This is a genomic window from Mycolicibacterium confluentis (genome assembly GCF_010729895.1).
GTDB classification, from domain to species: domain Bacteria; phylum Actinomycetota; class Actinomycetes; order Mycobacteriales; family Mycobacteriaceae; genus Mycobacterium; species Mycobacterium confluentis.
In genome coordinates, this window is record NZ_AP022612.1 from 761,671 (window position 1) to 780,448 (window position 18,778).

22 protein-coding genes are annotated in these 18,778 nt (G+C 67.2%); 11 read left to right on the forward strand and 11 right to left on the reverse strand.

All coding sequences use genetic code 11. From position 1 onward, the window contains the following. Positions 1 to 106: 106 nt before the first annotated feature. Together G6N34_RS03570 and G6N34_RS03575 are read right to left on the reverse strand one after the other, a co-directional pair. Positions 107 to 403: a DUF4193 domain-containing protein gene (locus G6N34_RS03570; RefSeq protein WP_085150535.1), complete on the reverse strand. Its 297-nt coding sequence runs from the start codon at positions 401 to 403 to the stop codon at positions 107 to 109. A gap of 99 nt (positions 404 to 502) precedes the next feature. Continuing rightward, positions 503 to 937 carry an SRPBCC family protein gene (locus G6N34_RS03575; protein ID WP_085150470.1) on the reverse strand — a complete coding sequence of 145 codons (435 nt, stop codon included), beginning with the start codon at positions 935 to 937 and terminating at the stop codon, positions 503 to 505. Between the two features lie 128 nt (positions 938 to 1,065). Here G6N34_RS03575 and G6N34_RS03580 point away from each other — a divergent pair, with 128 nt between their 5' ends. Both G6N34_RS03580 and G6N34_RS03585 read left to right on the forward strand, forming a co-directional pair. Then, entirely contained in the window at positions 1,066 to 1,902 is an 837-nt protein-coding gene (locus G6N34_RS03580) for a GNAT family N-acetyltransferase (RefSeq protein WP_085150472.1), read from the forward strand. A gap of 256 nt (positions 1,903 to 2,158) precedes the next feature. After that, positions 2,159 to 2,377, forward strand: a complete 219-nt coding sequence (locus tag G6N34_RS03585; RefSeq protein ID WP_085150474.1) for a hypothetical protein — start codon at positions 2,159 to 2,161, stop codon at positions 2,375 to 2,377. A gap of 57 nt (positions 2,378 to 2,434) precedes the next feature. Here the strand turns inward: G6N34_RS03585 and G6N34_RS03590 are convergent, their stop codons facing one another. The 4 genes from G6N34_RS03590 to G6N34_RS03605 all read right to left on the reverse strand — a co-directional run bounded on the left by G6N34_RS03590 (position 2,435) and on the right by G6N34_RS03605 (position 5,340). Further along, positions 2,435 to 3,622: a sensor histidine kinase gene (locus tag G6N34_RS03590; RefSeq protein ID WP_085150476.1), complete on the reverse strand. Its 1,188-nt coding sequence runs from the start codon at positions 3,620 to 3,622 to the stop codon at positions 2,435 to 2,437. Beyond that, complete coding sequence (locus tag G6N34_RS03595; RefSeq protein ID WP_085150537.1) at positions 3,619 to 4,257, reverse strand: response regulator; 639 nt, start codon at positions 4,255 to 4,257, stop codon at positions 3,619 to 3,621. Before G6N34_RS03595 ends, G6N34_RS03590 begins: the two co-directional genes overlap by 4 nt. Positions 4,258 to 4,364: 107 nt before the next feature. Further along, a complete protein-coding gene (locus G6N34_RS03600) occupies positions 4,365 to 5,009 on the reverse strand; it encodes a DUF3060 domain-containing protein (RefSeq protein ID WP_179965721.1) in 645 nt (214 codons plus the stop codon). A 25-nt stretch (positions 5,010 to 5,034) separates the two neighbouring features. Beyond that, a complete protein-coding gene (locus G6N34_RS03605; protein WP_085150478.1) occupies positions 5,035 to 5,340 on the reverse strand; it encodes a hypothetical protein in 306 nt (101 codons plus the stop codon). A gap of 161 nt (positions 5,341 to 5,501) precedes the next feature. On the opposite strand from G6N34_RS03605, the gene G6N34_RS03610 reads away from it, so the two are divergent. The 3 genes from G6N34_RS03610 to G6N34_RS03620 all read left to right on the forward strand — a co-directional run bounded on the left by G6N34_RS03610 (position 5,502) and on the right by G6N34_RS03620 (position 9,585). Then, entirely contained in the window at positions 5,502 to 6,977 is a 1,476-nt protein-coding gene (locus tag G6N34_RS03610; protein WP_085150480.1) for an amino acid ABC transporter substrate-binding protein/permease, read from the forward strand. Then, positions 6,974 to 7,747, forward strand: coding sequence for an amino acid ABC transporter ATP-binding protein (locus tag G6N34_RS03615; RefSeq protein ID WP_085150482.1), 774 nt, complete (start codon positions 6,974 to 6,976; stop codon positions 7,745 to 7,747). Before G6N34_RS03610 ends, G6N34_RS03615 begins: the two co-directional genes overlap by 4 nt. Positions 7,748 to 8,439: 692 nt before the next feature. Continuing rightward, entirely contained in the window at positions 8,440 to 9,585 is a 1,146-nt protein-coding gene (locus tag G6N34_RS03620; protein WP_133057728.1) for a beta-propeller fold lactonase family protein, read from the forward strand. Between the two features lie 10 nt (positions 9,586 to 9,595). Here G6N34_RS03620 and G6N34_RS03625 read toward each other — a convergent pair whose 3' ends face one another. Both G6N34_RS03625 and G6N34_RS03630 read right to left on the reverse strand, forming a co-directional pair. Next, the gene (locus tag G6N34_RS03625; protein WP_085150486.1) at positions 9,596 to 9,892 is read right to left on the reverse strand and encodes a hypothetical protein; all 297 of its coding nucleotides are present in this window, start codon (positions 9,890 to 9,892) and stop codon (positions 9,596 to 9,598) included. Between the two features lie 69 nt (positions 9,893 to 9,961). Further along, positions 9,962 to 10,297 (reverse strand): YnfA family protein, encoded by a 336-nt coding sequence (locus G6N34_RS03630; protein ID WP_085150488.1) that lies wholly within the window; start codon positions 10,295 to 10,297, stop codon positions 9,962 to 9,964. A 52-nt stretch (positions 10,298 to 10,349) separates the two neighbouring features. On the opposite strand from G6N34_RS03630, the gene G6N34_RS03635 reads away from it, so the two are divergent. The 4 genes from G6N34_RS03635 to G6N34_RS03650 all read left to right on the forward strand — a co-directional run bounded on the left by G6N34_RS03635 (position 10,350) and on the right by G6N34_RS03650 (position 14,445). Further along, positions 10,350 to 11,978, forward strand: a complete 1,629-nt coding sequence (locus G6N34_RS03635) for a long-chain fatty acid--CoA ligase (RefSeq protein WP_085150490.1) — start codon at positions 10,350 to 10,352, stop codon at positions 11,976 to 11,978. Between the two features lie 71 nt (positions 11,979 to 12,049). Next, the gene (locus G6N34_RS03640) at positions 12,050 to 13,108 is read left to right on the forward strand and encodes an NAD(P)H-dependent amine dehydrogenase family protein (protein WP_085150492.1); all 1,059 of its coding nucleotides are present in this window, start codon (positions 12,050 to 12,052) and stop codon (positions 13,106 to 13,108) included. 9 nt (positions 13,109 to 13,117) lie between these two features. Further along, on the forward strand, positions 13,118 to 13,591 hold the full coding sequence (locus G6N34_RS03645; RefSeq protein WP_085150495.1) for an SRPBCC family protein: 474 nt from the start codon (positions 13,118 to 13,120) through the stop codon (positions 13,589 to 13,591). Continuing rightward, positions 13,588 to 14,445, forward strand: a complete 858-nt coding sequence (locus G6N34_RS03650) for a patatin-like phospholipase family protein (protein ID WP_085150497.1) — start codon at positions 13,588 to 13,590, stop codon at positions 14,443 to 14,445. The genes G6N34_RS03645 and G6N34_RS03650 overlap by 4 nt, the downstream gene beginning before the upstream one ends. Here the strand turns inward: G6N34_RS03650 and G6N34_RS03655 are convergent. Continuing rightward, a complete protein-coding gene (locus G6N34_RS03655; RefSeq protein ID WP_085150499.1) occupies positions 14,434 to 15,405 on the reverse strand; it encodes a patatin-like phospholipase family protein in 972 nt (323 codons plus the stop codon). The genes G6N34_RS03650 and G6N34_RS03655 overlap by 12 nt on opposite strands. A 40-nt stretch (positions 15,406 to 15,445) precedes the next feature. Next, complete coding sequence (locus G6N34_RS03660; RefSeq protein WP_085150501.1) at positions 15,446 to 15,883, reverse strand: lipoprotein LpqV; 438 nt, start codon at positions 15,881 to 15,883, stop codon at positions 15,446 to 15,448. Between the two features lie 208 nt (positions 15,884 to 16,091). Here G6N34_RS03660 and G6N34_RS03665 point away from each other — a divergent pair, with 208 nt between their 5' ends. Both G6N34_RS03665 and G6N34_RS03670 read left to right on the forward strand, forming a co-directional pair. Next, on the forward strand, positions 16,092 to 16,658 hold the full coding sequence (locus G6N34_RS03665) for a cysteine dioxygenase (protein WP_085150503.1): 567 nt from the start codon (positions 16,092 to 16,094) through the stop codon (positions 16,656 to 16,658). Then, complete coding sequence (locus G6N34_RS03670; protein ID WP_085150505.1) at positions 16,655 to 17,056, forward strand: rhodanese-like domain-containing protein; 402 nt, start codon at positions 16,655 to 16,657, stop codon at positions 17,054 to 17,056. The genes G6N34_RS03665 and G6N34_RS03670 overlap by 4 nt, the downstream gene beginning before the upstream one ends. On the opposite strand, the gene G6N34_RS03675 is transcribed toward G6N34_RS03670, so the two are convergent. Further along, positions 17,027 to 18,772 carry an alpha/beta hydrolase gene (locus tag G6N34_RS03675; RefSeq protein ID WP_085150541.1) on the reverse strand — a complete coding sequence of 582 codons (1,746 nt, stop codon included), beginning with the start codon at positions 18,770 to 18,772 and terminating at the stop codon, positions 17,027 to 17,029. The two genes, G6N34_RS03670 and G6N34_RS03675, sit on opposite strands and share 30 nt — an antisense overlap. Positions 18,773 to 18,778: the final 6 nt, after the last annotated feature.

The window sequence follows — 18,778 nt, forward strand, 5'->3', positions numbered from 1 at the left end:
GAATCTGCGGGAGAGCATGAATTGCTTCCAGTAGATGTCGAGTCCGTGGGCCCCGGCGACCGTTTGGATCAGCGTGACGGGAACGCCGGTTGTCAGATGTAGGTCGTCAGACGCAGTCGATGCAGATCTGCTCGCTGCCCTTCTGCAGTGCGATCCGGTTGCGGTGCTGAACCAGGAAGCAGCTTGAGCAGGTGAACTCGTCGGCCTGCTTGGGGACCACCCGGACGGTCAGCTCCTCGCCGGTGAGGTCCGCGTCGGGCAGATCGAACGAATCGACCACCTCGTCCTCGTCGATCACCGCGGTGTCGACCGCGGCGCGGCGCTGAATGGTCAGCGCCTCCAAAGACTCGTCCTTCGACTCGTCGGTCTCCTTGACGCGGGGGGCGTCGTAATCAGTGGCCATCGTGATCCTCCCTGCCAGTACCAACGTCTCCCCAACGTCACGGGAACGAAGGTTGTTCCCGGTCTCGGCGACGATCAAACGCCGAATTCTCGAGAAATTTCAGCTGAGCCTGTTCAGCACCGCCGTCATCTGCTTCTCGGTGTCGTTGGCCAGCTTCTCGAAGGCCACGCGCATCACCGGATTCAGCAGCTTGGCCCACCCCTTCATCTCCACATCGGACTGGTAGGCGAGCTTGGAACCGGCACCATCGGGGGCGACCGTGATGGTGTCAGTCGACGTCGAGGACTTGTTGGTGCCCACGAACACCAGCGTGTCCGGCGTGAGCTTGTGCAGCACATACGTCAGTTCGGCCGTCACGCCGAAGATGTTGGACACGTTGTGCCAGGTCGTGCCCCTGGTGATCGGGCCGTCGTCAGACCGTGTGCAGGTCTGAGTGCCGGGATCCCACTCCTCGGCGTGCGAGAAGTCCTTGAGGTAGTCGATGACGGCTGACGGCGGTGGCGTGACCGAGAAGGTGCGCGAAACGGTGGGCATGCGCCCGGAGTACCCAACTTCCCCGTTGACACCGCACTGACGGCGGGAAAGTTCGAGTGCAGCCCGCCCGAGTGCGGTCTCAACGGCCTCGGCGGAAAATCGCTTGCCCCGGGCCGCAGAATATTGCGGTGAGCACCCCACCCCTGTTCTGCGGCATCGATCTCGCGCGCCGGATCGAGGCCGCCGAGGCCGACCTGATCGTCGCGGCCACCGAAGCGGCGGCGGTGCGCGGCGCGCGAGGCCTGGTGCTTCCCCTGGCCGGCGGCTACGCGGTCTCGGCGGAAGACGGCTCACCCATGAACAAGGTCGTCGGACTCGGTTTCGACGGCGTGCCCGACGACAAGGCGCTCACGGACGTCGAAGCAGCCTTCGCCGCATTCGGGGCTCCGGTGCAGGTCGAGTTGTCCAACCTGGCCGACCCTGACGTCGGCGCGGCGCTGACAGCGAGGGGTTATCGACTCGTGGGCTTCGAGGATGTGCTGGGCCGCGACCTGACCGCTCCGACCCCTGCCCCGGCTTCGGGGATCACGGTGCGCAAGGCCGACGCCGACGAACTCGACGCGTGGGTGGACGCCATCGTGGACGGCTTCGCGCACCCCGACGGCGAGGGCGTCCTAAGCCACGAGGAGTTTCCTCACGACGTCCTTGAGCGCGCCGAACGCGACTTCGAGGCGGCGGGTGCGGTGGCCTACATCGCGGAGTGCAGCGGCGCCGTCGTCGGGGCAGGCAGCGTCCGGTTCACCAGTGGCGTCGCTCAATTGACCGGTGCGGCGACGCGGCCCTCACACCGGCGCCGTGGGGTGCAGGCCGCGATGCTGGCGACCCGACTGGCCGACGCCGCAGCGACTGGCTGCGACCTCGCCGTCGTCACCACAGCGCCCGGATCGACCTCGCAGAAGAATGTGCAGCGCAGCGGCTTTCACCTGCTCTACACCCGAGCGGTCCTGGTGCGGGAACCGCGCTAGCCGCGGGCGGGCATCCGATCGGCCGCCCCAGGACCCTGCGCTGGGGCCGCACTCAGGGCGGGAAAGTGCGAGTGGAGCCCGCCGTGAGTGCGGTGTCAACGATGGAGTCTGTCCACCGATCGGGGGACAACGAGTTCATCCTGTCGATCAACCGGCCGGATGACAGACGTCCGCCTCGACGCAGGGCATTCTTATCTCATCGCCGGAACACACCGGTCGGAGAATTGAAAAGCCAAGCAATAGAGGGGAACTCATCATGAACGTCATCACCCGCCGCATCGCCGCCTCCGCCGCCCTGCTGGCCGCCCCGGTCCTGATCGGGCTGGGCGTCGCCTCCAGCGCCAACGCCGACACCGGCAGCACCAACCCGTCTATCACCTCGCCGGAGAATCGCGGCCCGCACTTCTACAGCCCGTCCACCAAGGCCACGCCCTGGCAGCCGATCTACAGCCGCGGCTTCATCTTCGTCGGCTGAGCCACCCACCGCCGAGCCATGAGTTGAGGACAACTCATGGCTCGGCAATGTGGCGTGTCAGCCCACGGTGGCCGGCGCGACCAGCCTGGCCCGCGCGCCGTGGCCCTGCGACGAGATGATGTCGAGTGTTCCGCCCATCGCCTCAACCCGCGCCTTGAGCGACGCCAGACCGATGTGACCCTCGGCGATGCGCGTGTCGAGCGCACTCGGGTCGAACCCCGCACCGTCGTCGGTCACGATCAGTTCGATGGTCTCGTCGTCGCGCAGCTTGAGCGTGACCCAGACGTTGGACGCCTGCGCATGTTTGGACACATTGCCCAGCAGTTCGCGGGCCCCGCGATACAGCAGATCCTGGGCCGGCGGTTTACCGACGTCGTCGAGTTCGGCCTCCACCGCGAACGTGGCGCGGTCGCGATACTGGCGCAGCAGTTCGGCGACAGCGGGCGTCAACCCCAGTTCGGACAGCACCGCGGGATGCAGCGTCCGCAGGGTGGACCGAAGCTGGGCGGCCGTGCCCGTCAGGGTGTCGCGAATGGCGGTCACCGCCGAGTCATCGACACGTTCGGACAGTTCGTCGAGCGCCATCCGCGCGGCCAGCAGTTCCTGCAGGGGTCCGTCATGCAGCGTCTCGGCGAGTTCACGGCTGTTGCGCTCGTCGGCCCGCAGCGACTCCGACACCAACTGTCGCTGTGCCTCCAGCAGTGCACCCACGCGTTGGTTGCGCCGCTCGATCACCAGGCTCAGGCCCGTGGTCGCGAGCGCAAACCACACCAGGAACGCGAAGTGCATATAGACGATGTTCGGCATGCCGACCGTGTCATCGCGTTTGGAGTAGGCGATCCACACCCCGAGATAGGCGAAGGCGGTGGTCGCCCCCAGCAGCGCGGTCAACCACGGCCGGTCCTGGAACGCCACGAAGATCGGCAGCAGGAAGAACACCGGCAACAGCCACGCCGTCGCACCGCCAGAGCTCAGGCACAATGTGACGACGATGAGCACGTCGACCAGCGTGGTCACCCAACCGGCCCACTTCGGCGTCGGGCCGCGGAACACCACGACGAGCCAGATCAGCGACGCGACAAAGTAACTGATGATCGCGGTATGCCACACCGTGGGCAGCCAATGGTCGACGTCGCCGACGTCGACGATCATGATGATGAGCCCGATCATCGGCAGGCGCAGCAGTGCGGCCACCCGAACCGGTTCCGCGGTCACATAATCGGGCAGTTGCAGGCGCGAACTCATTCCAGCAGCCTGCGCCGCATCGCCTCGGCCACCGCGGCCGCGCGATCGCTGACACCGAGCTTCTCGTACAACCTCTGCACGTGGGTCTTGACCGTCGACGGCGCCAGGAACAGTTCGGAGGCGATCGCGGGAATGGTCTTACCGCCCGCGATCAGATCGAGCACCTCCCGCTCGCGGGGACTCAGCACGGGTCCGGAAGGCTCTGCGCGCCGCCGGATCTCACCGGCCAGCCCCGCCGCCAGGCCAGGGGAGAGGACGTCGCGGCCACGCGCGCAGTTGAGCACCGCGGAGACGATCTCGGCCCGCGTCGACTCCTTGGGGAGGAATCCCGCCGCACCCTCCTGAATGGCGTGGTAGACGATCGCGGAGTCGTCGTGCGCCGACACCAGCAGCACGCGGGTGGGCAGCTCGTCGCGCACCACGGCCGCCGCGACCTGCGCACCGTCCAGACCGGGCATGCGGTAATCGAGCAGCGCCACGGCCGGTTGGTGTTCCTTGATGGCGGCCAGCGCCGACGTGCCGTCGTCGGCCTCGGCGACGACATCGATCTCACCGCTGGACACCAGCGCACGCACCACACCGTCACGGAACAGTGGATGGTCGTCCCCGACGACGACCCGCACCTTGTCAACCACGGTGTAACTGTCCCACAGGGATCGGGTGTCGTGGGGTTGAAGTTCGACGCGGAATGTCACGGATCCGGCCGAATTCCCGCCCGATTCAGCGCATGTGCGGCGAGCGCTCAGCCCTGCCCGACCACGTTGTCGAACCCGGACTGTTCGATCTCGGGTGCGCCCGAACGGAAGGTGACCCGGTTCTTCAGGCCGGAGACGCCGATGCGGTCGACGGAGTCGACGACGATCACGTTCTCCACGCCCGAGACCGTGAGCATGGCGCAGTGCCCGGTGATGGTCACGGTGTTGTTGACACCGCTGATGCTGACGACGTTGTCATCGCAGGCCAGTGTCTTGTTGCCGTCCACGCCCGCGACCGTCACCACACCGCCGGGTGGCAGCGTCTCGACGACCGGCCCATCCGGCAGACCGGTGGGCACTGGGGGCACGGTGGGTCGGGACGGCCGCACTGTGGGACTCGGGAATCCGCCGCCCCCACCGGAGAACGTCGGTCGTCCTGAGGTGGTGTTCTCCGCGCCACCGCTGGACAGCACGTAGACCACAGCGCCCGCCGCGACTCCCAGCGCGAGAATGGCGGCGACGATGACGAACACCTTGATTCCGCTGCGCCCCTGGGGAGGCGGCGGGGGATAGCCGCCGTATGACCACGGCTGTGTCTGCGGGGGGCCATGTACGCCGAGTTCTGTCGCACCCTCGGCGATCGGGCGCTCCAAGTCCCGGATTCGAGCCTCCGGGTCGTCCTGCGGCGTCACCCGCAGATCGTCGCATATCCAGGGGTTAACCGGTGCAGTCAAGCGAAACCACGACGGACCGGCGCACGATCACCGGAACGAACACGTCGTTGTCGTTGCGGCCGTCCACACGCACGAACTCTCGCTGCGATCCGGTGTTGCGCACATTGGTGACGACGCAGTCCTCCAACGGTGTGTTGCCGATCCGGTCGACGCTGACGTCGAACCCCTCGGCCTCGAGTTGGCCGATCACCACCGCGGCCGAGTCTGCCGCGCTCACCGCCGCGGGCGCGAACAGCATGCCCGCCGATGCCGCCGCGGCCGCGAATGAAACCGACAACGCGGTGTACATGGCGGTGTCCCTTCTGCTCTCGGGTCACCCGTTCAGGCCCTGCCGGAGACACGAGGTGCGGGCCCACTCGGTTCGACAGGTCACCGGCGTGGCCGGAAAGCCCGACGCGACGCAGACCGTCCCGTTAGCGTGAGAAACCCAGCAACCTCGGGAGGTTAAGGATGCGAGTCGGTTCCAGACCGTGCGGTGACACCGGATCGAGGCGACCACGGTTCCGGCACCTCGCCGGCCTCCTCATCGTTCTGCTGCTCGGCGGCCTCGGCGCCGGGGTGTTGGCGCCCACCGCCGGCGCCGCGGGCGAGACCTACGTGATCGCCACGGACACGACCTTTGCGCCGTTCGAGTTCCAGGACGCGCAGGGCAACTTCGTCGGCATCGACATGGATCTGCTCCGCGAGATCGCCAAGGACCAGGACTTCGTCGTCGACATCAAACCGCTGGGCTTCGACGCCGCACTGCAGGCAGTGCAGGCCAATCAGGCCGCCGGGGTGATCGCGGGCATGTCGATCACCGATGCCCGCAAGAAGGTCTTCGACTTCTCCGATCCGTACTTCGAGTCGGGCGTGCAGATGGCGGTGCTGCAGGACGACGACGAGATCAAGTCCTACTCCGATCTCAAGGGCAAGCGGGTCGCGGTCAAGAACGGCACCGAGGGTGCGGAGTTCGCCGAATCCATAAGGGAAAAGTACGGGTTCGAGGTGGTGTCGTTCGCGGACTCGGCGTCGATGTTCGAGGAGGTCAAGACCGGTAACTCGGTGGCGATCTTCGAGGACTACCCAGTGCTCAACTATGGCATTCAGCAGGGCAACGGGTTCAAGACCGTCACGCCCAAGGAGAAGGGATCCAGCTACGGGTTCGCGGTCAACAAGGGCCAGAACGCCGAACTGCTGTCGAAGTTCAACCAGGGCCTGAAGAACCTCAAGGAGTCCGGTCGTTACGACGAGATCCTGGAAACCTATCTGGGCGAGGGCGCCTCGGACGCCGACAACTCATTCTTCGGTCTGCTCAAGAGCACCTTCCCGGTGCTGATGGCGGGCCTGAAGATGACGATCATCCTCACCGTGGTGTCGATCGCGATAGCCCTGGTGCTCGGCGTCGTCTTCGGATTGTTCCGAGTGTCACGGTCGATCTGGCTGCGTGCCATCGGCACGACCTACGTCGACATCTTCCGCGGCACACCACTGTTGGTGCAGGCGTTCTTCATCTACTTCGGCATCCCGTCGGCGCTCGGGTTGCAGATGACGGCACTGACGGCGGGCATCATCACGTTGTCGCTCAACGCCGGTGCGTACATGACCGAGATCGTGCGCGGTGGCATCCAGTCGGTGGACAAGGGGCAGATGGAGGCCGCGCGCAGCCTGGGCATCGGCTATCTGCCGGCGATGCGCAGAGTGATTCTGCCGCAGGCGGTTCGAACGATGATCCCGTCGTACGTCAACCAGTTCGTCATCACCCTCAAGGACACCTCGATCCTGTCGGTGATCGGCATCGCCGAACTGACCCAGACGGGGCGGTTGATCATCGCCCGCAACTACCAGTCGTTCACCATGTGGCTGATCATCGGCATCATCTACTTCATCGTCATCATGGCGTTGACCAAACTCTCGGACCGACTCGAGAAGAGGCTCGTGAAATGAACCAGTTGGTGCCCGAAGAGGTGGCGGCCGAACCCGAAGGCGCCGTGAAGATCCGAATCGAGGGGCTCAAGAAGTCCTTCGGTGATCTGGTGGTGCTCGACGGCATTGACACCACGGTCAGCAAGGGGGAGGTGGTGTGCGTCATCGGCCCGTCGGGTTCGGGCAAGTCAACCTTCCTGCGGTGCCTCAACAAACTCGAGGACATCACGGGCGGCAAGGTCACCGTCGACGGCTTCGACCTCACCGACAAGAAGGTCGACCTGGACAAGGTGCGCCAACACATCGGCATGGTTTTCCAGCACTTCAACCTGTTCCCGCATATGACGGTGATCGAAAACGTCACGCTGGCACCGCTGTTGACCAAGAAGATGGACAAGGCCGCCGCACGCAAGCGGGCGATGGACCTGCTGGGTCAGGTGGGACTGGCGGAGAAGGCGGACGTCAAGCCCGCGACGCTGTCGGGCGGGCAGAAGCAGCGTGTGGCGATCGCCAGGGCGCTCGCGATGAACCCGTCGATCATGTTGTTCGACGAGGCCACCAGCGCACTCGATCCCGAGATGGTCGGCGATGTGCTGGAGGTGCTGCGGGCGTTGGCGGCCGAGGGCATGACCATGGTCGTGGTGACTCACGAGATGGGCTTCGCGCGTGAGGTGGCCTCGCGGGTGATCTTCATGGCCGACGGCAACATCGTCGAGGACGCGCCGCCCGCTGAGTTGTTCGACAACCCGAAACACCCGCGGTTGCAGGAGTTTCTGTCGAAGGTGCTCTAACCGCGGCTGGCCTTCCGGACGGATTCGCAGAGGTTCTCGTCTGTTGCTGAGGGCTGGCCAACCCGGGTCCACCTCGCCTTAGGCCCCGAGGGGAGGGAGGCGCGCGCGCTCAAGATCGGCGCCGACCTCGCCCGTCGGGTCCGTCTCACGCGTCCGGGTCAGTGTCACCCCCGATCCGCGCCAGGGTTCATGCCAGGTCAGCGTGAGGCTGCAGGCCGGATAGGCATTCCCGCGTCACCACAGCGAATCAGTCCCGAACATCACCGAAGTTATGCCACGCCGCGGTTCGTTGGGGCTTCACCCGCCCGCCACGGAATCCTCACCAACCGCGTCCGACGGCCGAACACGCCTCGAAACCGGCTGTGATTTAGCCCTCATTTCGGGCCTGGAGCGGTAAGAAATACTTATTAAGGAAGCTCGAAGAATTTGATCAAGCCAATTAGCTGACCGATGCGTCGTTGCTGGCTGGACCAGTGTGCCATGGTTGCCTCCAGCAAACAACACGATTTGATAACGGTGCGTCCTGTGTAATGCCTTAGACATTTACGCGTCATGAGTCGCCACCGCTGCGATGAATGGATTTCGTGTCTGTGCCGATGACTACACTCGATCAGGATCGGCGCTGAGCATGGCGCTCGAATACGCGGCCAGAGGCGCCGCGACCGGGTTCGCCCGAGGGAGGATCAACGACTATGGCAAACAAAGTGGCACCTGTGGACCGAGTGGCTGGAGATGACGCTGAGGCGGCACGAGCTCTTCCTGTGCTGTCGCCGCGCCTCGACCGCCGGCCTGTCTCTGCCACGTCGCGCGCCGTCGAGGCCGTGATCGCGGCCGACGCTGCTGTCGCCTCTGACGACGTGCGCGCCTTCGCGCCGGTCAGCGCGGCGACGATCGCCTCCGGGCCCATCACCGCGATGGCCGAACTCGGCGGCAACCTGCTGACCGCCAACTACGCCGACGACACCCTGTCGCTGGTGGCGCGGCGTGGTCCGCGCCGCGCGGCCACCGTCGCCGACGTCTACGAACCCTTCGCGATCGCCGTCGCCGGCCAGCGTGCCTACGTCACCTCCGTCGAACCGGCCTACGACACCATCACGGTGCTCGAACGCGGCGAGGTCTTCGCGCGCATCCCGGTCGCGGGCGCACTGCGTGATGTCGCCGTCAGTCCCGACGGACGCCGGGTGTACGCCCTGCAGGCCGCCGATTCGGCCGTTCTCCTCGGAGTGATCGATGCCGAGACGCACGAGGTCAGCGACGTCGAACTGGTCGTAGGCCCGCATACCGTGCCCACCGCGCTCGCGGTCAACCCCACCAACGGACTCGTCTACGTCGCGGCCGTCGACCACACCAGCGGCGTCGTCATGGCGGTCAAGGACGGTCGGGTCGCCGGCGCCGCGCCCATCCCGTCGATGGTCCGCGACATCGCGGTCAGCCGCGACGGTGCCGTGCTCGTCGCCGTCAGCGATGACGATGAGTTCGGCGGCGTCATCGACTTCCTGGACGCCAAGACCCTGCAGATCACCGGCACCATCGAACTCGACGGGGCGGCCGCGCAGGTGTCGCTGAGCGCCGACGGCGAGCGGGCCTATGTCGTCAGCGGTGACCACGTCACCGTCATCTGCACCGCGACGCGCCACATCATCGACCGCATCGATGCCGGCGTCGAACTGTCGGCCGCGCTGGAGAGCAGCGACGGCGTGCATCTGTTCGTCTCCGACAACTCCGGGCGGGTGACCACCTACGAGGTCAACGTCACCACCAACCAGGCGATCGCGCAGATCTTCGACGCTGCCGTCATCGACGTGCCGATGCGGGAGCTGCAGGCTGCAGGCTTCTGAGCCGAGCGGGTCAGCCGCTGCAGTTCAGTGAGACGGTGATCGTCTGCCGCAGCGTGACCGTGCCCGTCAGGTCCATGTCGTCGCGTTCGTCACCCAACGGCATCCGCGAGATGGACTGCGGATTGCGCACCCCGGTGACCACACAGCTGTCGAGGTTCCCCGAACCGACGCGGTCGATGATCACGCTGTAGCCCTGCGCGCGCAGGTCATTGATCACGTCGCGGGCCGACTCGTCGGCCCAGGCCGTGGCGGCGGAGGCCAGCATTCCCACCGCGGCGACCGCAACGGCGACGGCTGCTGATCGCATGTTTCCTCCAAGGGGTCCCACGGTGACAGTCTTCTCTATATATCGTGCAGAGCCGCCGATTCGTTCCCGTCAGGCGCCCCGCGGCGCGTACATGATCACCGAAACGCCGACCAGGCAGATCAGTGCACCGATGACGTCCCACCGGTCCGGCCGGAAGCCGTCCAACACCATCGCCCAGGCCAGCGAGCCCGCGACGAACACCCCGCCGTAAGCGGCCAGGATCCGGCCGAAGTTGGCATCGGGCTGGAGGGTGGCCACGAACCCGTAGGCGCCCAACGCCACCACGCCCAGGCCGGCCCATGCCCATCCGCGCTGCTCACGCACGCCCTGCCAGACCAGCCAGGCGCCGCCGATCTCGAACAGGGCGGCGACGACGAAGAGCAATACGGACTTCGTTATGGTCACCGGCGATAGCGTAGGCCAACAGCGTGCGCGTGCTGAGAGTTCGGAGGCAGCCATGGACAGCACCATGCAGGAGTTCCCGTTGACCGTCGCGGCGATCCTGCGATACGCCAACACAGTGCATGGAGACCGGGTCGTCACCACGGCCACGGGGGACGGCGGCTACCGGCACGCGACGTATCGGGAGGTGGCGCGTGACGCCGCCCGCCTGGCCAACGGACTGCGCAAGCTCGGCATCACCGGCGACCAGCGCGTCGCGACGTTCATGTGGAACAACCAGGAGCACCTGGTGGCCTATCTCGCGGTGCCGTCGATGGGTGCGGTGCTGCACACCCTGAACATCCGCCTCTTCCCGGAGCAGATCGAGTTCATCGCCTACGAGGCCGAAGACCAGGTGGTCATCGCCGACGTGTCGCTGGGCAAGCTGCTGGGTCCGGTGCTGCGGTCCATGGAGACCGTGCACACCGTGATCGCGGTCGGCGACGGTGACCTGACGCCGTTCACGGACTCCGGCAAGACCGTGCTGCGCTACAGCGACGTCCTGGCTGAAGCATCCGACGAGTTCGACTGGCCCGATCTCGACGAGACATCCGCTGCCGCAATGTGTTACACGAGCGGCACCACGGGCCATCCCAAGGGTGTGGTCTACAGCCATCGGTCCAGCTACCTGCATTCGATGTCGGCATGCACCGGCAACGGGATGGGTCTGAGCTTCTCCGACAAGGCCCTGCCGATCGTGCCGATGTTCCACGCCAACGCCTGGGGTCTGCCCTATGCGGCGCTGATGGCCGGCGCCGATCTGGTGATGCCCGATCGCTTCATGGACGCCCCCTCGCTGGTCAACCTCATCGAGACCCAGCGGCCCACGGTGGCCGGCGCAGTTCCGACCATCTGGAACGACGTCATGCACCATCTGGACAGCAACGGGGGCGACATCTCGTCCCTGCGGCTGGTCGCCTGCGGTGGTTCGGCGGTGCCGGTCTCGCTGATGAAAAGCTTTGAGGCGCAGTACAACGTCCGGATCCGGCAGGCGTGGGGTATGACTGAGACCTCGCCCATCGCGACCCTGGCCTGGCCGCCGCCCGGCGTCGACGAGGACAAGCACTGGGAACTGCGCGGCACCCAGGGGCGTCCTCTGTGTGGCGTGGAGGCCCGCATCGTCGACGACGAGGGCAAGCCGCTGCCCCAGGACGGCGAGGCCGTCGGAGAACTCGAGGTGCGTGGGCCGTGGATCACCGGGTCGTATTACCGCAACACCGACCCGTCGAAGTTCCAGAACGGCTGGCTGCGCACCGGTGACGTCGGCCGCATCGACGCGCAGGGCTATGTCACGCTGACCGACCGCGCCAAGGACGTCATCAAGTCCGGCGGCGAGTGGATCTCCTCGGTGGACCTGGAGAACAACCTCATCGCGCACCCGTCGGTGTTGGAGGCCGCGGTGGTCGGGGTGCCCGACGACCGCTGGCAGGAGCGCCCGTTGGCCACCGTCGTGCTCATCGAGGGCGGCGAGGCCAGCGCCGCCGAACTGCGGGAGTACTTGAGCGACAAGGTCGCAAAGTGGTGGCTGCCCGAGCGATGGACCTTCGTGGCCGAGATCCCGCGGACCAGCGTCGGCAAGTACGACAAGAAGACCATCCGCGCCCGGTACGCCGACGGCGGCTACCAGGTGGAGACGCTCGGCTGAGGCCATGTACATCGCGGGCGCTTCACGCTATGAATGACTGGAACGTGTTCTAGTTGCGGCGAGGAGGCCTGATGGCGTTGAAGGTCGTGCAGTGGGCCACCGGTGGCGTGGGCGTGGCGGCGATCAAGGGAGTCCTCGACCACCCCGACCTCGAACTCGTCGGCGCTTGGGTGCATTCGGCGGCGAAGAAGGGGCGCGACGTCGGCGATATCGTCGGTGTCGGACCTCTGGGCGTGACCGCCACCGACAGCATCGACGAGATCCTGGCGTTGGACGCCGACGCCGTGATCTACGCGCCCCTGATGGCCAACCCCGACGAGGTGGCCGCCCTGCTGCGCTCCGGCAAGAACGTGGTCACCCCCGTCGGATGGCTCTACCCCAGCGCCAAGCAGGCCGCGCCGATGCGCGAGGCCGCGGTCGCGGGCAACGCCACCCTGCACGGCACGGGCATCGCCCCCGGGGGCATCAGCGAGAAGTTCCCGCTGCTGCTGTCGGCGATGTCCACCGGCGTGACATTCGTTCGCGCAGAGGAGTTCTCCGATCTGCGCACCTATGAGGCCCCCGACGTCGTGCGGCACGTGATGGGGTTCGGTGACACCCCCGACAAGGCGCTCAGCGGGCCCATGCAGAAGATGCTCGACGGCGGCTTCATCCAGGCGGTCAAGATGGTCACCGACCAGATCGGGTTCGACGCCGACCCCAGGATCCGCGCGACTCAGGAGATCGCGGTCGCCACCGCGCCCATCGAGTCGCCGATCGGCGTCATCGAAGCCGGTCAGGTCGCTGGGCGAAAGTTCCACTGGGAGGCCCTCGTCGGCGACGAACCCGTCGTCCGCGTGACGGTCAACTGGCTCATGGGTGAGGAGAACCTCGATCCGCCTTGGACTTTCGGTCCGGCCGGACAGCGGTACGAGATGGAGGTGCGCGGCGAACCGGACTTCACCGTGACCGTCAAGGGCTTCCAGGGGGAGATCGGCGATGACGTGGAGTCGGGGGTCGTGGCGACCGCGGCGCACTGCGTGAACGCGGTGCCCGCGGTGTGCGCCGCGCCGCCGGGGGTGGCGACATACCTCGACCTGCCGCTGTACTCGGGCCGGTCGGCACCCAGACTCGCTCGGGCGCGAGGCTAGCATCGGGTCATGGCCACCCCCCACGTCATGGAACAGTCGCGCGCGGTTCCAGTGGATGTCGACACCGCGTTCACACGCACCCTGCCGATGCCCCTGCCCACCCTCTTCCGCAGGTGGTACGGGCCGATCACGCCGGTGAAGGCCGTGCTGGATCAGACCGGCGAATGGGACAGCGCGGGGTTGACCCGCACCGTGGTCCAGGTGGGCGGCGGCACCATGCGGGAGAAGCTGACCGTCGTCGACCCGCCGAACGTGTTCGGATACACCCTGTCTGACGTCACCGGCCCGCTGTCGCCGCTGGTGGACCACATCGACGGGGAGTGGCGCTTCACCCCCGTCGGCACCGGAACCCTGGTGACGTGGCGCTGGACGGTGCACCCGAAATCCACGGCGGCCGGCCTCGCGCTGCCGGTGTTCGCCAGGATCTGGCGGGGATTCGCGCGGCAGAGCCTGGAGCAGCTGTCCGACGAGCTGCTGCGGTGACGCGGCGCCGCGCCCTGGTGCTCGCCGGCGGCGGCATCGCGGGAATCGCTTGGGAGACAGGTGTTCTTGCCGGAATCGCCGACGAACATCCCGACGCCGCGGCGGCACTGCTGGCCGCCGATGTCCTGGTCGGCACCTCGGCTGGGTCCACGGTGTCGGCCCAATTGGGCAGCGGGTTGAGCCTGCAGGACCTGTTCGAGCGTCAGGTGTCCGGCGAGTCCCGTGAGATCGCTTCGGGTGTCGCGGTGGACGACATCGCCGGACTGTTCCTGTCGGCGATGACGACGCCGGGCGCGACCAGAGCGCAGAAGCTGCAGAAGATCGGTGCCGTCGCAGCAGGTGCCGCGACCGTGGCCGAACCGGTGCGCCGCGCGGTGATCGCCCATCGCCTGCCGTCGCATCGGTGGCCCGATCATGACCTGCGGATCACCGCGGTCGACATCGACACTGGTGAGTTGGTGGTCTTCACCCGGGAATCGGGCGTCGAGTTGGTGGATGCCGTCGCCGCAAGCTGCGCGGTGCCGGGTGCGTGGCCGCCCGTGACGATCGGCGATCGGCGGTACATGGACGGCGGGGTGGCCAGTTCGGTCAACATGGCCGTCGCCCAGGACTGCGAGTCCGCTGTGGCGCTGGTGCCGTCGGGTATCGACGCGCCGTCGGTGTGGGAGCAGGGCACCGCCGAGGAGATCGACGCCTTCCCGGGCGCGACGCTCGCGGTGTTCGCCGACGCAGAATCGCTCGCGGCCTTCGGACGCAACCCCCTGGACCCCGCGTGCCGCACACCGTCGGCGCAGGCCGGTCGGGCCCAGGGCCGCCGGGAGGCCGCCCGCGTCGCCGCGTTCCTAGGACTCTGACCCGCGGCCTTCCAGGTTGTCGAGCGCCGTTTCGGCCAGTTCGCGGCCGATCTCGATGACCTCGCTCGCGCGGTGGAAGTCCAGGCTCCGGCACACCGTGCGGGGCACCTCGATCAGCAGATCGGGCGGATAAGCGGCCAGGGTGTGCCGTGCCAACGCGGCCTGCGCGATGTCGATCGTCCGGTTCATCACCTCGAAACCACCGAGTTTGGGCACCAGGGGAGCCGCCTGCTCATTGAAGGACTCCTCGCTGTCCTCCTCGCTGGAGACGAACCGGCCCAACACATTTCGACCGGTCTGCGTGTCCAGCACCGACCGTGCGGCCTTGGTGTCCAGCAACGACGACGTGCTGCGCCACATGCGGCTCAACCGCTCGGCACTGGGCCGCGGTTCCCGCTCACCACGACGGACCTCCGGATCGGCACCAGCCAGGCTGATTGCGATCGTGACATCGGCGTTGACGGACGCGATCGGCGCCATCGGGATGGGATCCAGAATTCCGCCGTCGGCGAGCAGTCGCCCGTCCACCACATGGGGTGCGATGAGGCCGGGGATCGCGATCGAGGCCCGGATGGCGTCGTCGACCGGCCCTCGCTGAATCCACACCGACTTGCCGGTGATCAGGTCGGTGGCCACCGAGGTGTACGGGATCGGCAGATCCTCGACGCAGACATCGCCGAGGATCTCCCGCACAGCGTCCAGGATCTTGCCCGCCCGGAGCACCCCCGCGGCCGTGATCGAGGGGTCCAGCAGTCGCAGCACCGCGCGCTGCGTCAGCGAACTGGCCCAAGTGGTGTACTCGTCGAGTCTGCCCGCTGCCTGCAGGCCGCCGACCAGGGCGCCCATCGACGACCCCGCGATGCCGACGATCTCATGCCCGCGTTCGTGAAGCTCCTCGATGACCCCGATGTGGGCATAGCCGCGCGCCCCGCCACTGCCCAGGGCCAACGCCACCCGCATCAGTCCATTGTTACGGGTTGTCGGCCCCCGGCGGGACCGCTCAGCCGCACTGACCCTCGGCGGCGCCGTTGACTGCGAGGATGACCCCGGCCTGTTGGGCCGGGGTCAACTCGGCCCACGGGGTGTTGAAGTTGCCCGGATCCTGGAAGCCGGGCTGCTGCAGAACCTGCAGATACGGCTCGACGAGGACCGTCGGGTCGCCGCCCTGGGCATCCATCCACGTCTTGGCGGCCAGGCACGCCTGCCCGTATTGAGACTCCTCGGCGTCCGAGGGCACATCGACGCGTGTGGTGACGCCGCCGGGGGACACGCCGACGGCGTCGGGCGGCGTCGGTTCCGGGGGCAGCGGTGTCCACTCGGCGGTGGTCGTCGTCGTGCTGGTCGCCGCGGTGTGGTCCTGATCAGACGCACAGCCCGCGCTCATCAGCGCCGACGTGGCCGCGACACCGAAGACGAGCAAGGTGGAGTTCCTGCGCATGCCATCCAATCTAGGCAACCGGTGCCGTACCCCGGCACGCGACCTGCAAGTTGTCAGGTTCACCGTGAGGTTAATTCGCGCAGCTTTCCGGCCCTCGGTTCGCTGTGCCACACTGGCCGCATGACGCAGTACGAAGAGACCCGGGAGTGTTGTCCGGCCCGTTGATCGCCGGCCCTTCCGATTCCCCGTCTCTCCAGGAGTACTTGTCATGACCGCCCCTGCGGTGTCCCACCCTGTTGTTTCCTCCGGCGTCGTGCCCGCCGTTTCCAATCCGACCCGGTTGCGCCTGCCCGACCTGCTGCACGCGACCGACCGCGCCGCCGCCGACTTCCTCGACGGCGTCTACGACCATCTGCTGCCGCCCGGTGGCGTCCCCGTCGATGACCGTTGGTACGTCCGCCTCCGCGGCGACGACGATCTCGACGTCTGGCTGATCAGCTGGGCGCCCGGGCATCCGACCGAACTCCACGACCACGCCGGCTCGCTGGGTGCGCTCACCGTGCTCTCCGGCGCGCTCAACGAATTCCGTTGGGATGGTGATGAACTGCGTCGCCGTCGGCTGGATGCCGGCGACCAGGCCGCGTTCCCGCTGGGCTGGGTGCACGACGTCGTGTGGGCGCCCACCGCCGTGCAGTCCGCGCCGCGCCAGTCGACGCTGAGCGTGCACGCGTACTCGCCGCCGCTGACCGCGATGTCCTACTACGAGGTCACGGGCAAGGGTCGGCTCAAGCGCGTGCGCACGGAGCTCACCGACCAGCCCGAAGGCAACGCGTGAGCCGGATCGACACCGTCCTCGAGGCGGCGCGGGCGCGTCTGACCCGGTTGCCTGCGGCCGAGGTGCCCGCCGCCGTCGAGCGCGGCGCGATCCTGGTCGACATCCGACCGGCCGCCCAACGGGCCGCCGAGGGCTCGGTGCCCGCCGCGCTGGTGATTGAGCGCAACGTCCTGGAGTGGCGCTGCGACCCCACCAGCGATGCCCGGATCGCCGACGCCGTCGACGACGACGTCGAGTGGGTCGTGTTGTGCTCGGAGGGCTACACCTCGAGCCTCGCCGCCGCCGCGCTGCAGGACCTGGGACTGCACCGCGCCACCGACGTCGCCGGCGGCTACCACGCGCTGGTGGCCGCCGGCGTGCTCGACCAGCTAGCCGTCGGCGTGCATCAGCGGGCGTAGCCGCTCGGTCTTCTCCGCGGTCCACCCCGGCGGTTCCAGCACCTGCGCCCAACCGTTGACCACGTCGCGCACGTACCGATGTCCGTGGCCGTCGGGCACATCGACCGCGACCGCCATATCGGCCGACACCTGCAGGAACGTCACCACCGGGATCCAGTCCATCTGCGGCGAGACGTCGTAGCCGCGCGGCTCCCGCAGCCAATCCGGTTCCCGGAACAGCAGATCCGGTGTCCACCACGCGATCGGGTCGGAGGCGTGCTGGAGGTAGACGACGCGCGGCTGACTCCACGGCTTGTCGGGACGCTTCAGGTCCTCGGGGCGCGCCACGAACCGCACGCTCTCGCCGTTCTCGTAGATGGGCAGCCACATCGGCGACCCCTCATCACGGTTGATGGTGAGGTCGGTCCAGACGGTGTTGTTGAACGTCGGCCCGGAGAACAGCGCGCCGTCGGTGCGCGCGACCAGGTTGTTCAGACTCAGGAACGGCGCCTCACCGCCGAACGAGCCCAGGCTCTCACCGAAGACCACGAGCTTGGGTCGCTCGTTTTCGGGCAGGGTGCGGATCATCTCGTCGACGGCCTCGAAGAGCGCCTGTCCGGCCTGGCGGGCGTTCTCCTTGTCGACCAGGAACGACAGCCAACTGGGCAGGAACGAGTACTGCATCGACACGATCGCGGTGTCGCCGTTGTACATGTACTCCAGCGCCGAGGCCTCGGCCTCGTTGATCCAGCCGGTGCCGGTGGTCGTGGCGACTGCGACGACCTGGCGGGACAACCCGTTGGTGCGCAACAGTTCACGCGCGGCCATCTCGGCCGTCTCGCGGATGTTGTCGGCCGAACCCATGCCCGCGTAGGCGCGGATCGGTTCGGTGGCCGGTGCCCCGTTGAACTCGGTGAGTTCTTCGACACTGGGTCCGCCGGAGACGAAGATGCGGCCCTGGTGACCCAGTGAACTCCAGTCCACCAGTGACTCCGGTCCACCTGAGCGCAGTGTCGTCGTGGGGGCGGTGATGTCGGGGGAATCCTCGTCATTGACCGCGGCGAAGGTCTTGTTCAGGAAGTCCATGCCGACCCGCACCACGACGCCGTTGAGCAGCGCGATGGCCAGCGCGAGCACCAGGCCGACCGCAACGACGCCCGACACCCGCGGCGGCGCAACACGTTCGAGTTGCCGGACCAGGAACAACACCAGTCTGCGGACCAGTTGGCCGATCTCGACGAAGATGAACAACACGATGACCGCGATGATCGCGGCCTGCGGGTAGTTGAACCACTGCAGACGCGGCACGCCCATGAGGTCGCGGACGTCGTCCTGCCAGCTGTGGAAGTAGAACTGCATCCCGACCATGCCGATGATGCCGACCACCAGAAGGGTCACCCAAGCCCAGCCGGGAGCGGTTGGGCTGGAGTCTTTTCCGCGCAGGTAGCGCACCAGCCAGACCGCGAAGACACCGATCAGGTATCCGATGGCGCCCGCGGCACCACTGACCAGACCCTGGAACAGCGGCCCGCGGGGGAGCAGCGACGGTGTGAGCGACAGGAAGACGAAGACCAATCCGACGGCGGTGCCGAAGAACGTGTAGTGCTTGGCCCACCAGGGTCCGTCGGCCCGTGTGTCGGGTTGTGCTTCGGCCGGCGCTTCGGCCGAAGCCGGCGCCGGTTCGTCCTGTGGCGCCGGTTCTTCAGGCTTCTCCGCCGTCGGGGAGGTGTCAGTCACCACCGC